This is a genomic window from Neobacillus sp. GCM10027624 (assembly GCF_042675345.1).
Lineage (GTDB): Bacteria > Bacillota > Bacilli > Bacillales > Cytobacillaceae > Neobacillus > Neobacillus cucumis_D.
In genome coordinates this window covers 54,940-68,382 of the sequence record NZ_JBHTHD010000014.1, presented here as the reverse complement: position 1 = coordinate 68,382, position 13,443 = coordinate 54,940, and the positions used below count along the sequence as shown (strand labels likewise).

Here is a 13,443-nt window from a genome sequence, read left to right as displayed (position 1 = left end):
TTACTCGCCCTTTCAACTTGTGAGCCCTTTACATAATTTATAGCAAGTCCCTAACGGAAGGAGGATTTTTGCATGAATTATGAAAGATCTCGTCAACTTGAAGGTCAAATGATTCGGTTTAAAAATGAAAAGGGAGATTGGGTGATCGGAAAAATTGTTAAGGTAAAAGAAGACGGTTTTGAAGTGGCTGAATTAAATTCTAAACAACCGAATGAAGGCTATGGGTTTGGATTTTTCCCTGGGCCGTTTTTCGGAAGACCTTTCTTTGTACCGTTTGGTGTTCCTTTTTTCCCAGTCTTCTTCTTTTAATTACATTTAGTTTAGAGCAATGCCTCCGCGCTTGCTCTTTTTTCTTTTCTATAAGATTTTAACGTATATAAATGCTTTTCCGTCAAAAAATAAGAACGGGAAAGGTTTGGTGAAATATAAATGGATAAAACATTAGGATATCTCCGTGAAATATTATCAAATTACAATGACGAGCACCATTCAGAGGGCCGCCACCTATTTCGCAAGGTGTCAGAGGGGAGATTTACCTCTGAGGGGGACTTTGTTCGCCATTTAAGTCAAAAAGAAATTGAATTTCTAAATGACATCCTGCCAAAAGAAATTATGTATGCGAAAGAAGAACTTGATGAAAAAAGGGCACATGAATTAAATGAAGTTTATGAGTTATTGTTTTAATATTTCAAAAAAAAATGGCGGTATGATTCTGCCATTTTTTTTTGAGGGAATTTCCTGTATTTTCTGATAATATTTCCTAGGTAAGCGCATTTTTTGACAAAATACGTTATTTCTTCTCTTCAAAATCATCAGCAAACGACAAAAATCTCCGCATAAACACTCCATTTCTGACAAGGAAAAATAATATTTCCGAAGCTGAAATTGCCTGTTGATTTCCGCTTCAGGCACTTCGCTTCAATCAACTTAGTTAGGAAATTAGCATAAACCACGAAAAAAATAGAAGCTTTTGTAAGCTTCTAATGGATGTCTTTTTTCTTAAATCTTCCTCCACGCACTTCAGCGATGTCCGCAACAGCTAAAAAGGCACTGTCATCATTTTCAGCAACAATTTCCTTTAATTTTGCTTCTTCAAGACGATTGATGACACAAAAGATTACTTTTTTATCATCCCCGGAATAAGCACCCTCACCCTTCATATAAGTCACACCGCGGCCAAGCCGGCTCATGATGGCATCCCCTATTTGTTTGGCATTGTCACTTATAATCCAAACCGATTTAGATTCATCCAGACCGGTCACCGTGATATCAATCGTTTTGTAAGCGACAAAATAGGCAATTAACGAATACATGGCCCGATCCCATGAAAAGACGAAACCAGCACTGCCTAAAATAAAGAGATTAAAAAACATGATGATTTCCCCAACCGAAAAAGGGAGCTTATTGTTAAAAAGTATCGCAAGGATTTCGGTTCCGTCTAAAGAACCACCGTAACGAATGACAATTCCGACTCCAATTCCGAGAATAATCCCCCCAAACACAGATGCAAGCAAAATATCCTGTGTAAACGCAGGGACTGGATGAAGTAATGTTGTAGCAATGGAAAGAATGATAATTCCATAAAGAGTGGATAAAGCGAAGGTTTTTCCAATTTGTTTATATCCGATGTAGAAAAACGGCATGTTTAGAATAAAGAGGAAGATACCTATTTTCCATCCGGTAAGATAGGAAAGCATAATGGAAATACCCGTAATACCTCCATCAATTACATTGTTGGGAACAAGAAAAATTTCGAGCCCAACTCCCATTAATGTCGCCCCGAGCGTGATTAATAAGATTCTTTGAAATATCTTTCTTTTTGTTAGTCTCCGGTGCTGCATTCTTTCCAAAAGCGCTTCCTGTTGTTCCGTAATAGAGATATTTTGAATTTCTGCCATTAACCTGCCCCTTTCATTTGATGTTCTAATTTAAGTATATCGAACTATGACTGATATTGATATTCATTTGCTCCAAATTGGAACAAAAAAACTGCCTGGTATATCAGGCAGAACGGTTGAAAATCAACTTGGATCTACTTCATCATATGAAAGGGTCGTGACACTTGTGTATTCTCCACTTTCAACCTCTTCTTCCGTTGCACTTTGCTCCAACTCTTCCTGGTCATCCATTCCAGGTGCAACAGTTGGTTCTTTTTTCTTATCTATTCGGTTATACATAAACAAATCCACTCCTTCCTCACTAATTTTTTCCTACAACATCAGCGATTATTCCAATTTTTTGGGAGTAAACATTTTTACCGAGCGGTTAATCTTGATTTTGTCATTGAAAAATAGCCTGTTAAACTAGTTGTTGATTTCCGCTCAGAAATAAAAAGCTGCCGTTTGGGCCGGCAGCTTTTAGGTTTATAATATCTTAGGGGACCCAACCATGACATCCGCCAATTTGTTCATTCATTCCCCCTTCCTATATACCAGAAGGTTTGAACCATCAGCCGATATGTGTTTGTTCCGTTGAAGGAATTAATTCTCATGTTAAATGGAATTCAAATTCCTAAAAAGAAACAATTTTTTTGGTGTGTTACCGATTTTAGACTCATTTCCATTCATTTGGTCAGTCTCATGGCAATGAAATAATTAATTAGTAAAAGGTGTAGATTCTACTATCCATACAAAAGGATGCTTTTAGATATAGAATCCATTTTTATTACTCTTTAATTTGTGAACCCAACTAAAAATTCGGTTGGACACCCTATTTTAATCAGTTACGATTATTGGTTTTTGATTCTTTCTTTAACATTCAATAGGTTTCTCCACTTAGGGAGCTTCTATAATATGATTAGAAAGATCGCTTTGGTTTGAGTTATTTTTCTACGCCCGAATTTTAAGCGGTAGAAATTAAAATCTCATTTTCCAAGAACCCAATAATTTCTAGTTTACTGATTTGATTTCAGGTTTTGTTTATTCACAGTTAAGAAATTCCCTTTTTCCAATTTGTTGCTTTCATCGCTCCTCCTATCCAAATATTGGTACAAATTTACCTTACTACTCGTTCACAAACGGAACGAACACGTATGGTTGAGTCTCCTAAGATGTTAATTTGTTTTATTAACCTCTACACCTATAGTATAGCACCGAGAAATAAGAATTCACCATTTACCTGTGACAAAAATGTGAAATATTTGGAAATAATCCTATAGAAATAAAGGGCTAAGCGAATGCTGAGCCCTTTGCCTATTATTGTTCTTTTATACGTGCACGTTTAATAAAGAAAGCGAGAACCAGTGCAACCGCTGCAATAACCGTTGCAACAACGAAGGAATCATTGATTCCATCAATGGTTGCCTGTTTCATGGTTTGCCCATAAATCATATACAAACTTAGTTGGTTACCAGCACCTGCAGGTACATGTGCAAGCGCCGCAATCCCTTGACCAATTTGTGATACTTTTCCTGCAATAAATGGGTTTGCACTTGTAATCAGGTTTGAATATTCACCCATATGGGCCTCTTGTCTAGTCGACATAACTGTAACTAGAAACGCTGTTCCAATACTTCCGGCAACCTGTCGAGCTGTATTAGAGGCAGCAGTACCATGGGCGCCAAGGTGACGCGGTAATTGGTTTAACCCTTCTGTCATAACCGTCATCATTAAAAATGACATTCCAAACATCCTCATTACATATAGGAATAAAATATGAGAATAGCTTGTGGTCATGCTAAGGCTAGAAAATTGCCAAGTTGTAATAACGGTTATCGTTAACCCGACAACGGCTAACCATCTGGCCCCAATTTTATCAAATAAGGCACCGGATATGGGCGACATAATTCCCATCACAATTGCTCCAGGCAGTAACAGAAGACCCGATTCTAAAGCAGTAAATCCACGAATATTTTGCAGATAGATTGGGAGCAAGATCATTGCACCAAACATCGCCATATTAATAATCATACTGATAATCGTGGTTAAGGCGAAAATATCATATTTAAAAACACGCAGTTCTAACATCGGGTGATCAGTTGTAAGCTCGCGAATGACAAAGGCAATTAATGTAATGATCCCAATGACAAGCGAGATCACTACCGTTCCACTCGACCACCCTTTACTTCCGGCTTCACTAAATCCATAAAGGAGGAAACCAAATCCCAATGTGGAGAATAATACACCTGGGAGATCAAACTTTGGATTGGTAACTTTCGTTACATCCCTCATCCATATAAAGCTTAAGATTAAATCAATAATACCAATTGGGATAACAATATCAAATAATAATCTCCAAGAATAATGTTCAATCAGCCATCCTGATAAAGTAGGACCGATGGCAGGGGCAAACAGCATAACAATCCCCATCATCCCCATCGCCATTCCTCGCTTTTCCGGTGGAAAAATAGCAAAGAAAACAGTCATCAAGAGAGGCATAATGATACCTGCACCGGATGCTTGCACAATCCTGCCTACCATTAGCAGGCTAAAATTTGTTGAAAATGAACATATAAACGATCCGATGGTAAAAAGCAAAATTGCGGTAATAAATAATTTTCTTGTACCAAACTTCTCAATTAAATAGGCAGTGATTGGGATACAAATTCCGTTCACAAGCATGTAGCCAGTGGATAACCACTGAACAGTTGTTGCTGAAACATTTAAATCCGACATGATATGTGGGATGGCAACATTGAGCAAGGTCTGGTTCAAAATCGCGACGAAAGCCCCCAGCATCAAAGCTGTAAGAATCTTTCCTTTTCCTACTTCTCTTTTCGACTCTTTCACCCTTGATAATGTTGGTGACTCCTCTTCCTCAATCGGTTCTACATTTGCTTCTACATATTCTAATGCTGGCTCTGTTATCGCAGATACTTTTAATAAATCTTCTACTTCTTCTTCCATGTTCCTTTTGTGCTTCTCTTCCTGAACAACTAGAGGAGAATCCTTTACAGAACGATTCTTAGGTTTTCTTCCTTTTTTCATAAACATAAAATTAAACAGTAATAACACCAATATGCTTAAAATGACATAAACCGTGATATATATTGACATCGAATCACCTACTTATGAATTCTCACGGTCACGTTCATACCAGGGACAATCTGAAGTCCTTTGTTATCATCAATTGTAATTTTAACAGGAATGACTTGAGTTACTTTTGTATAGTTACCTGTACTGTTTGAGCTTGGTAGAAGAGAAAAAGTACCTGAAGTTGCAAGACCAATTTTCTCTACTGTTCCTTTTAATGTTGTATTAGGGAAAGCATCTACATAAATATCAACATCTTGTCCTTCAGCTATTTCATCAATTGAAGTTTCCTCAATATTAGCTGTTACCCATAACTTTTCAAGATCATATACCTGAGCAAGCGGGGTACCGGCAGCTACAAAGGAATTTTTCACAGCATTTGTTTGTACTACTGTTCCACTAGTCGGAAGGGTTATATTAATTGAAGTAGGTGCAGCAGCTGCCCCCGCTCCCGTTCCAGCAGATACAATGGTTCCGATTTTTTGATTCTTTGAAAAATGATCGCCTACATTTCCTGTCCAATCTGTTAATTTCCCATTAGCCGGGGCAGCAACAGTCACCTGTTGTCCTGCAATTTGAGCATTATCAGTAGATATATAATTTACGGTTTTGTTGTAGTAGGAATAGGCTGCAAAACCCCCTCCAACTAAAATAAGTAATATCAAAATGTTTAGTAAAACCATTCGTTTAGTATTCATAAAAAGTTAATCCTCCTCAATTGAAAGCTTCGATAGGATAAGCCTGTGTAAACTTAATAAATGTTCAATTTCTTCTTTTGGTAAATCCATCACATCATTTAATTTTTTTCTTAGGGTAGATTCAGAAGAATAAACTTGATCTAACAGCTCTTTTCCAGCTTGTGTTAAATGAATCGAAACCGCTCTGCGATTTTCAGGCGGAACAATCCGCTCTACCAAACCACTTTGAACTAATCGGTCAATAACCCCGCTGACTGTGCTGTTCGTTAACCTCAATTTATCGGCTAGGTCGCCCAATCCAATCTTAGGGTTTGAAGAAATTCTATAAAGAGCCTTCAGTTGAACAACCGTAATTCCCATCCGGTCTGCCTCAGTCTTAATAAGCCGATAAATGGCCTTGTTTATTTCTGAAAATGACTCAACAATTACATTATTTAATTCGTACATTTCTTCCTCCTTTGCCTCGATAATCTAAGGTTTCTAAATCGAATATTTCGTATACGAATTGATTTATTACAAGATAGAATTATATATAGATACCCTTTAGTATGTCAACAACAAAATATTTCACTCTTACATTAAGTTACTGCTGATCTTATCAAGAAACTTCCCTTCTTTTCCCAATGGAAAAGTGGGAAGCATTTTTTTATGGACTAGGGAACATTAAATCCAGACCTTCATTTAGTCTAAAATGAAAGGAATGGATGGAATGCAAGAATCAATTAAGAAACATGCCAAACGGTTTTCTTCCATTAATGATTTAGAACCACTTATCCAGCAAATTGGGGAAGCAAAATATGTGCTCTTAGGGGAGTCATCACATGGGACTTCCGAATTTTATACACTTCGTGCTGAATTAACAAAAAAATTAATTACGGAAAAAGGATTTTCTATGATTGCGGTTGAAGGAGATTGGCCGGCTTGTCAAAATATCAATCGCTATATAAAAGGATACGGCCAAACAAAACAAAATGTAAAAGAAGTATTAGAGGCATTTGAACGATGGCCAACCTGGATGTGGGCAAATCATGAAATAATCGGTTTCATCGAATGGTTAAAAGATTATAATCAACAATGTAATCAAAATATTGGTTTTTACGGTATCGATGTCTACAGTTTATGGGAAAGCTTGGATGAAATTATCCATTACCTTGAAAAAACACAATCTCCAGAACTTGAAACAGCTAGAAGAGCTTTTTCCTGTTTCGAAACATATAATCGTAATCATGAATCTTATGCTGTTTCAGCTGGTTATTTATCAGAAAACTGCACCAATGAAGCACTCCAATTATTATCATCCATTCAAAAAAATAAATGGCAATACCGGGATGACTTTGAGGGTAGCCTTAACATGGAAGTGAACGCCCTGGTTACAGCCCATGCAGAAGAATATTATCGAATTATGGTACGAAGTGATTCAGAGTCTTGGAATATTCGGGATCGTCACATGGCTGAAGCAGTGGAAAAAATCGTCAACTTTTATGGTAACGATGCAAAAATCATTATCTGGGAGCATAACACACATGTTGGTGATGCTCGGGCAACCGACATGAAGGACGAAGGAATGGTCAATGTTGGACAATTGCTCCGGGAGAATCATTCCGAAAATGATGTTTATATCGTGGGATTTGGTACCTATAGCGGCACTGTCATTGCTTCGAGGGAATGGGGATTGAATTTTCAAATTACGGAAGTGCCTCCTGCTCAATATGGAAGTTGGGAGTATCTTATGCATTTGAGTGGAGAATTTAATCAGTTTCTTTTGTTTACAGATGTAAATCGCCATGAATTCGACAATACCATTGGTCATCGTGCAATCGGTGTTGTCTATCAGCCGGAATATGAGCATTTTGGTATTTATGTTCCTTCTCAAATGGGTGAACGTTATGATGCGTTCATATTTATAGACCAAACCACAGCTTTGAATCCCCTTGTTTTGGAAAAAATCATTTTTTAAACCTTAAAGGTCCCTCTTCTACGGAAGAGAGACCTTTTTGTTTCCGTTATTTTGACCCTGGAGCGGGGTGATCGACGCCCTTTACATGATGGCTATGTCCACTTTCTTCTGTAGTATGAAAATCATAATAATGAACATGCATACCATTGCCGACAGGAATAGCTGGACCTGAATAGGCCTTGTAATAATGGGTATGCCCATCCTCAAATAGTACATACCCTTCCGTATAATGAATATGACTTCCATCCTGGGTTTGAATTGGGGGCGATGTTACATCTAGGCACTGGTGGACATGGTTGGAACTTACACCTGTATAATCAACAGAACCATGGTTATGATGGGGAACAAAACCTGGTACAAAATCATCTTTTCCTATTTTATCTCTCATACTCTTCCCTCCATGTTTGAAAATCCCTGCTGCTTAACTATATGCGCGAAATTTTTAAAAAAGAAAACAAAAATGTACATAGGTTAATGTGTAAGTTCGCATACTATTTTTGTATTTGATTTCATTAATGAAAGAGGGATTATTAGATGACAGTCGGAACACAAGTAAAGCAAGCCTTAGCAAGCTTAAAAAGTGCCCAAGCAAGTTTTGAAACCTTCGCATTAGCCACTGATAACCAAAATGCAAAACAGCTATATCAACAAGCTGCCCAGCAAACACAATCCGTTTTAGATAGTTTGGAGCCACGCCTTCAGGAAATTCAGGCGGAAGAGCCCCAATACAATCAATAATAAGCAAAATAGGTTGGCGTTTATGCCAACCCATTTTTCATTTCAATAAGTAATCCCATTACATACCAAAGCTTGCAGGAAAGGAAGATCAATCATGACAGTTGCTTCTAACGTAAAGCAAACCCTTGTAACGATAAAGGATATTGAGGCACAATTGTCAGCTCTAGCTCTGAATTCACTGGATGAGGATGCAAAAAGAGTGTTTCATGAGACTGCCCTTACATTTGAACATGTAAAAAAAGACATTCAAACAAGAGTATATGAACTTGAACGTCAAGAACCGCAATACAAAGGATAATGGATTGGGGTGAGAAAAGATGCCTGGATGGGTTTTAATTATTGCTCGATCACTAATCTTCTTGTTACTAGTATTTTTAACCACAAAACTCCTTGGAAAAAAGCAAATTTCTGAACTTAACTTCTTTGAGTATGTTGCAGGTATTACTATTGGCAGTATTGCCGGTGAAGTAGTGACTGGACTTGAAAGTAATGCATATCATGGAGCATTGGCCATCATCGTTTTTGGCCTAGTTACTTTTATGGCAGACTTCCTTTCATTAAAAAGCAAAAAATTCCGAGATGTCATGGATGGTAGAGGAGCTGTAGTAATTAAAGATGGACGAGTTTTAGAAGAAAATTTAAAGAAGGAAAAATACACGATTGATGAATTATCCGCCCTGCTTAGGCAGAAGGATATTTTTAAAATCGCTGATGTTGAATTTGCTGTTCTTGAACCTAAAGGGAATTTGAGTGCTTTATTGAAAAAAGAAAATCGTCCTCTTACCCCAAAAGATTTGCAAATGAAAACAGCCAATGAAAAAGAGCCTCAAACCGTTATTATGGATGGGAAAATTTTAGATGAAGCATTGCGTTCATCAGGGAAAAGCCGTGGCTGGCTTAATACAGAATTAGAAAAACTCGGGGTAACACTTGATAATGTGTTTATTGGACAGGTCGACTCATACGGGGAATTAACCATTGATATTTATGATGACAAATTACAAGTGCCTTCCCCGCAGCAAAGGCCTCTGCTTATGGCAATGCTGAAAAAGACTCATGCTGACCTAGAACTATTTTCTCTAGCCACAGAGTGTCAAAATTCAAAGGAAATGTATCAGAAGAATGCGATGATTGTACAAAATGCAATGGATCAGTTAGAACCATATTTGAATGGTTAAAAAGAAAGATCCTTATTCAATAGATAAGGATCTTTTCGTCTTTACGAACTTATTTTCATTTTTCGCGGAATCCGGTACATTGAACTTCTTCGTAAATTCTTCTTTGTTAAAGCCCCCCATTGGTAATGTATCATTCCCATTTTCTTTTGCAATTAAAAAGGCTTGCTCCTTAAACTAGGAGCAAGCCTTTTGTGTACTAATTTGGACTGGGTCGATGAAACAGTCCCATTACTTCGATTGTTTCGGTAATATTAACAAATGCTGAAGTATCCACCTCAGAGATGAGATTTTTAACATCATTTAATTCATACCTGGAAATAACCGTGACTAAAATATTCCTTTTGTTATTGGAGTAACCGCCTACTCCATCCATTATGGTTAAACCTCTGTACAAATTAGATAGCAGATGTTTCCGCATTTCTTCGCCTTTTTCAGTAATAATCATAATGGTGAGCTTGGCATGATCCGTGTAAATGGCATCGACTACTTTACCGGTAACAAAAATGGAGACCAATGTATTAAGAGCAGAATCCCAATTGAATAAAAATCCACTGATGATAATGACTACACCGTTCATTCCAGATAGAAGGGCACCAATCGGAAAATCCATTTTTCTAGCTAGAATCATGCTAATGATATCAAAACCGCCTGTAGATCCAGAGCTGCGAAATACCATCCCAACCCCAAGTCCCGTAATAGCTCCTCCAAATATAGAAGAAAGTATTTTATCTTGCGCAATGGCATGAACAGGAATGATATAAAGACCAATCGAAATAATGATTACCGATAGGATTGAATTAATAATTAATCTTCTACCGAGCATTTTATATCCAATAATTAATAACGGAAGATTCAAAAGAAAGTTTGCAAATCCCGTATTTAACGGGGTTATCATCCCTAGAATCATGGAAATTCCGCTCATTCCTCCACTTAAGACTTGATGAGGAATTAAGAAAAGATTAAATCCAAAAGCAACAATGAGAGAACCGAAAACTATTCCAAGATATTGCAAGAAAGTGTCCCTCCTACTATCTATTCTTTTCAAATATCATACCGATTCTCGGTCCCCAAGTAAATTTAATAGTTTTTTACAATAATATACAATTATCAGATAAATATTAATTTTCTTTTATTAATCTTTTCGGATATTTTACCAATATTATTGAAAAAAACCTGATAAAATTGAATTTTTATGTAGGATATGTACTATTTATTCAATGATATATTTTCCCTTATTTTGATGGAAATTATTCTTCAAGAAAAACAATTGACAATTCTTTAATATTATTTATACTTTATTAATATATTAACTTTATTATTTAAATCCTCATCAAACCGATGAGGTAGAGGTCGCGGTTTTTATTAGTAATGCGGACGAGATGCGAGAGACATCGTTAACTCCGTTTGAAAGGAAAAGCCGCCGAAGCGTATTTTTTTCTCTTAAAAAAGTATGCTGGGGCTGTCTCCGAATAGGAACAGAACTGTCATGATTAGCCCTACCAGCCAATCGTGTTGAGCTATCTTTCGGAAGGTATGATGCGGGGTATTGATATGCCACCTGAATCTACTTCGGTGGCATTTTTTATTCCAAACTCCTTCCTATTAGAAGAGCTGTAGCACCTTTTTTTAGGTGCTGTAACTAGACAGCAAAGAAAAGGAGTATAGATAATATGCAAACTGCACGTGTATCAAAAGAAAATTCAAGTGCTGATGTTCTAATCTCGAACAAAGAAAAATCAGGATTAAAGCGCAGCTTAAAAGCCCGTCACCTTACAATGATCTCACTCGGGGGGACAATCGGGACAGGTTTATTCCTTGCAAGCGGCGGCGCAATCGCTACTGCCGGACCTGGTGGTGCGATTCTTTCCTATCTAATCATTGGGATTATGGTTTACTTTTTAATGACAAGCTTAGCCGAAATGGGCTCCTATATGCCGGTTGCTGGAAGCTTTAGTACGTATGCAACCAAATTTGTTGACCCTTCACTAGGATTTGCTCTTGGGTGGAACTATTGGTATAACTGGGCTATTACGATTGCTGCAGAATTAGCAGCTGTTACAATGATCATGAAATTTTGGTTTCCGCACACGCCATCTATTTTGTGGAGTGCCATTTTTTTAGCGATTATGTTTCTACTAAACTTTATTTCTGTTAAAGGCTTTGGTGAAGCAGAATATTGGTTCTCCTTAATTAAAGTTGTTACAGTTGTCATCTTTATTATTACTGGAACATTAATGATCTTTGGTATTATGGGCGGACATGTTATTGGTTTGAAGAATTTCACTGTTGGTGATGCCCCGTTCCATGGTGGTTTCATGACCATGCTTGGAATCTTTATGGCAGCAGGATTTTCTTTCCAAGGAACGGAGCTTCTTGGTGTGGCAGCCGGTGAAACAGACAATCCAGAAAAAGCAATTCCTCGTGCTGTTCGTCAAGTATTCTGGCGCATTCTATTATTCTATGTTTTAGCTATTTTAGTAATTGGTTTATTGATTCCATACACGAACGGTAACTTAGCAAACAGCGATGTAACGGTCAGTCCGTTTACACTTGTATTCCAAAAAGCAGGGATTGCCTTTGCTGCATCTGTCATGAATGCTGTTATTTTAACTGCGGTATTATCAGCAGGAAATTCAGGGATGTATGCCTCAACTCGTATGCTTTGGGATTTAGCTCGTCAAGGTAAAGCACCAAAATTCCTTGGCAAATTAAATAAAAATGGTGTACCTGTTAATGCCTTAATCGTTACTACTTTAGTCGGTACTCTTGCATTTCTTGCTTCCCTCTTCGGTGATGGAACTGTATATATTTGGTTATTGAATGCTTCAGGTATGTCAGGGTTCATCGCTTGGCTTGGAATTGCAATTTGCCATTACCGCTTCCGTAGAGCCTATGTTGCACAAGGCAGGGACTTAAGCAAGCTTCCATATAAATCTAAGCTTTTCCCATTTGGTCCGATCTTTGCCTTTGTTGTGTGCGGATTCGTCGTTTTAGGCCAAAACTACTCCGCATTTACCGGAGACCATATCGATTGGAATGGTGTATTAGTCTCCTATATCGGATTGCCATTATTTATCATCTTATGGTTAGGATATAAATTTACAAAGAAGACGAAATTAATCCCTTTAGATAAATGTGATTTAAATAACTAACTAAAATAGCACGCCTCGGCGTGCTATTTTTTATGCCTTAAAACAACGGGAACCTTCTTCAAACAACGATATATCTTTTCTTTCTTTCAAAATAGAAAAACAGACTCAAAACCTTGGGCCTGTTTTAACAAATATTATTCATCTTCTGATGACCAAACATACAGATCTTCTATCTGGCAATTCAATTCTTTGGAAATAGTCATGGCATTGTTCAAATTCATTACCCTCTTGGATAAATAATCATTGAGCTGACTTTTAGGAATATTCGTATTCCTTTCCAAACTGTCTAAATCCATACTGTTTTTTGATAATAATTCTTTGAGGTTACTCTTTTTCGCCTTATAATTCGTCAAAATGACACCTCACTTTTTATTTAGTATAACATACTATTTCAAAATTGGAAGGTAATAGATAGATGAGTCATATTTTTCCAAAAAATAATAAAGTTCCTCTTCTATAACAAGGAGTATTTTTTCATACTATAGTATAATGGAGATAGAATATTAAATGGGGTGTTAATTTGGGAAGTTCAAATAACCGCTATAATAGTGGAGAGGTTGTATATATTAAAGGAACGGAAGAGATGGTTACGATTTTGAAATGGCAATACGTAAAAAACATGAAAAGATATTCTTATGTTGTTAAAGAGCATCCATCAACATTTTTCTTCGAAGAGGAATTACACCGTCCGTAATTCCTCGCTACTCAAATCCAAAAAAAGAAGACCATTCCGGCCTTCTTTTTATTTTT

At 37.1% G+C, this 13,443-nt stretch carries 16 protein-coding genes and 1 riboswitch; of the genes, 8 read left to right on the top strand and 8 right to left on the bottom strand.

All coding sequences use genetic code 11. From position 1 onward, the window contains the following. The first annotated feature begins 72 nt into the window (after positions 1–72). Positions 73–309, top strand: a complete 237-nt coding sequence (locus tag ACFQZ9_RS24190; RefSeq protein WP_498945923.1) for a hypothetical protein — start codon at positions 73–75, stop codon at positions 307–309. Positions 310–429: 120 nt separating this feature from the next. Further along, positions 430–684 carry a sigma-G-dependent sporulation-specific acid-soluble spore protein CsgA gene (locus ACFQZ9_RS24185; protein ID WP_327834176.1) on the top strand — a complete coding sequence of 85 codons (255 nt, stop codon included), beginning with the start codon at positions 430–432 and terminating at the stop codon, positions 682–684. A gap of 296 nt (positions 685–980) precedes the next feature. Here the strand turns inward: ACFQZ9_RS24185 and ACFQZ9_RS24180 are convergent, their stop codons facing one another. From ACFQZ9_RS24180 to ACFQZ9_RS24160, 5 genes are all read right to left on the bottom strand, one after another. Then, positions 981–1,841, bottom strand: a complete 861-nt coding sequence (locus ACFQZ9_RS24180; protein WP_429743564.1) for a YitT family protein — start codon at positions 1,839–1,841, stop codon at positions 981–983. A gap of 180 nt (positions 1,842–2,021) precedes the next feature. Continuing rightward, positions 2,022–2,177: a hypothetical protein gene (locus ACFQZ9_RS24175; RefSeq protein WP_198308726.1), complete on the bottom strand. Its 156-nt coding sequence runs from the start codon at positions 2,175–2,177 to the stop codon at positions 2,022–2,024. Positions 2,178–3,194: 1,017 nt separating this feature from the next. Then, on the bottom strand, positions 3,195–4,994 hold the full coding sequence (locus ACFQZ9_RS24170) for an efflux MFS transporter permease (protein ID WP_498945922.1): 1,800 nt from the start codon (positions 4,992–4,994) through the stop codon (positions 3,195–3,197). Positions 4,995–5,002: 8 nt separating this feature from the next. Next, positions 5,003–5,668, bottom strand: coding sequence for an HlyD family secretion protein (locus ACFQZ9_RS24165; RefSeq protein WP_498945921.1), 666 nt, complete (start codon positions 5,666–5,668; stop codon positions 5,003–5,005). Positions 5,669–5,674: 6 nt separating this feature from the next. After that, positions 5,675–6,115: a MarR family winged helix-turn-helix transcriptional regulator gene (locus tag ACFQZ9_RS24160; protein ID WP_498945920.1), complete on the bottom strand. Its 441-nt coding sequence runs from the start codon at positions 6,113–6,115 to the stop codon at positions 5,675–5,677. 253 nt (positions 6,116–6,368) lie between these two features. Between ACFQZ9_RS24160 and ACFQZ9_RS24155 the strand changes: the two genes are divergently transcribed. Next, positions 6,369–7,625 carry an erythromycin esterase family protein gene (locus ACFQZ9_RS24155; RefSeq protein WP_498945919.1) on the top strand — a complete coding sequence of 419 codons (1,257 nt, stop codon included), beginning with the start codon at positions 6,369–6,371 and terminating at the stop codon, positions 7,623–7,625. A 46-nt stretch (positions 7,626–7,671) separates the two neighbouring features. On the opposite strand, the gene ACFQZ9_RS24150 is transcribed toward ACFQZ9_RS24155, so the two are convergent. Beyond that, complete coding sequence (locus ACFQZ9_RS24150; RefSeq protein WP_498945918.1) at positions 7,672–8,013, bottom strand: YmaF family protein; 342 nt, start codon at positions 8,011–8,013, stop codon at positions 7,672–7,674. Positions 8,014–8,159: 146 nt separating this feature from the next. Here ACFQZ9_RS24150 and ACFQZ9_RS24145 point away from each other — a divergent pair, with 146 nt between their 5' ends. The 3 genes from ACFQZ9_RS24145 (at position 8,160) to ACFQZ9_RS24135 (ending at position 9,541) form a co-directional block, all read left to right on the top strand. Further along, positions 8,160–8,363 (top strand): DUF1657 domain-containing protein, encoded by a 204-nt coding sequence (locus ACFQZ9_RS24145; RefSeq protein WP_026576867.1) that lies wholly within the window; start codon positions 8,160–8,162, stop codon positions 8,361–8,363. A 94-nt stretch (positions 8,364–8,457) separates the two neighbouring features. Then, positions 8,458–8,661: a DUF1657 domain-containing protein gene (locus tag ACFQZ9_RS24140; RefSeq protein WP_198308732.1), complete on the top strand. Its 204-nt coding sequence runs from the start codon at positions 8,458–8,460 to the stop codon at positions 8,659–8,661. A 19-nt stretch (positions 8,662–8,680) separates the two neighbouring features. After that, positions 8,681–9,541 (top strand): DUF421 domain-containing protein, encoded by an 861-nt coding sequence (locus tag ACFQZ9_RS24135; protein ID WP_498945917.1) that lies wholly within the window; start codon positions 8,681–8,683, stop codon positions 9,539–9,541. Positions 9,542–9,737: 196 nt separating this feature from the next. Here the strand turns inward: ACFQZ9_RS24135 and ACFQZ9_RS24130 are convergent, their stop codons facing one another. Further along, positions 9,738–10,553, bottom strand: a complete 816-nt coding sequence (locus ACFQZ9_RS24130; protein ID WP_035425019.1) for a YitT family protein — start codon at positions 10,551–10,553, stop codon at positions 9,738–9,740. A gap of 324 nt (positions 10,554–10,877) precedes the next feature. Beyond that, a riboswitch (Lysine riboswitch) is annotated at positions 10,878–11,069 on the top strand. Between the two features lie 142 nt (positions 11,070–11,211). Between ACFQZ9_RS24130 and ACFQZ9_RS24125 the strand changes: the two genes are divergently transcribed. Next, a complete protein-coding gene (locus ACFQZ9_RS24125) occupies positions 11,212–12,693 on the top strand; it encodes an amino acid permease (RefSeq protein WP_498945916.1) in 1,482 nt (493 codons plus the stop codon). 134 nt (positions 12,694–12,827) lie between these two features. Here ACFQZ9_RS24125 and ACFQZ9_RS24120 read toward each other — a convergent pair whose 3' ends face one another. Continuing rightward, positions 12,828–13,046, bottom strand: a complete 219-nt coding sequence (locus ACFQZ9_RS24120; protein WP_327834184.1) for a helix-turn-helix domain-containing protein — start codon at positions 13,044–13,046, stop codon at positions 12,828–12,830. Positions 13,047–13,213: 167 nt separating this feature from the next. On the opposite strand from ACFQZ9_RS24120, the gene ACFQZ9_RS24115 reads away from it, so the two are divergent. After that, entirely contained in the window at positions 13,214–13,387 is a 174-nt protein-coding gene (locus ACFQZ9_RS24115) for a hypothetical protein (RefSeq protein WP_498945914.1), read from the top strand. Positions 13,388–13,443: the final 56 nt, after the last annotated feature.

What these genes read in the sequence shown, in the direction of transcription:
- ACFQZ9_RS24125 (WP_498945916.1), top strand. Translation starts at nt 11,212, where the DNA reads ATGCAAACTGCACGTGTATCAAAAGAAAATTCAAGTGCTGATGTTCTA.
- ACFQZ9_RS24165 (WP_498945921.1), bottom strand. Translation starts at nt 5,668, where the DNA reads ATGAATACTAAACGAATGGTTTTACTAAACATTTTGATATTACTTATT.
- ACFQZ9_RS24135 (WP_498945917.1), top strand. Translation starts at nt 8,681, where the DNA reads ATGCCTGGATGGGTTTTAATTATTGCTCGATCACTAATCTTCTTGTTA.
- ACFQZ9_RS24190 (WP_498945923.1), top strand. Translation starts at nt 73, where the DNA reads ATGAATTATGAAAGATCTCGTCAACTTGAAGGTCAAATGATTCGGTTT.
- ACFQZ9_RS24185 (WP_327834176.1), top strand. Translation starts at nt 430, where the DNA reads ATGGATAAAACATTAGGATATCTCCGTGAAATATTATCAAATTACAAT.
- ACFQZ9_RS24160 (WP_498945920.1), bottom strand. Translation starts at nt 6,115, where the DNA reads ATGTACGAATTAAATAATGTAATTGTTGAGTCATTTTCAGAAATAAAC.
- ACFQZ9_RS24140 (WP_198308732.1), top strand. Translation starts at nt 8,458, where the DNA reads ATGACAGTTGCTTCTAACGTAAAGCAAACCCTTGTAACGATAAAGGAT.
- ACFQZ9_RS24175 (WP_198308726.1), bottom strand. Translation starts at nt 2,177, where the DNA reads ATGTATAACCGAATAGATAAGAAAAAAGAACCAACTGTTGCACCTGGA.
- ACFQZ9_RS24150 (WP_498945918.1), bottom strand. Translation starts at nt 8,013, where the DNA reads ATGAGAGATAAAATAGGAAAAGATGATTTTGTACCAGGTTTTGTTCCC.
- ACFQZ9_RS24155 (WP_498945919.1), top strand. Translation starts at nt 6,369, where the DNA reads ATGGATGGAATGCAAGAATCAATTAAGAAACATGCCAAACGGTTTTCT.
- ACFQZ9_RS24180 (WP_429743564.1), bottom strand. Translation starts at nt 1,841, where the DNA reads ATGCAGCACCGGAGACTAACAAAAAGAAAGATATTTCAAAGAATCTTA.
- ACFQZ9_RS24170 (WP_498945922.1), bottom strand. Translation starts at nt 4,994, where the DNA reads ATGTCAATATATATCACGGTTTATGTCATTTTAAGCATATTGGTGTTA.
- ACFQZ9_RS24145 (WP_026576867.1), top strand. Translation starts at nt 8,160, where the DNA reads ATGACAGTCGGAACACAAGTAAAGCAAGCCTTAGCAAGCTTAAAAAGT.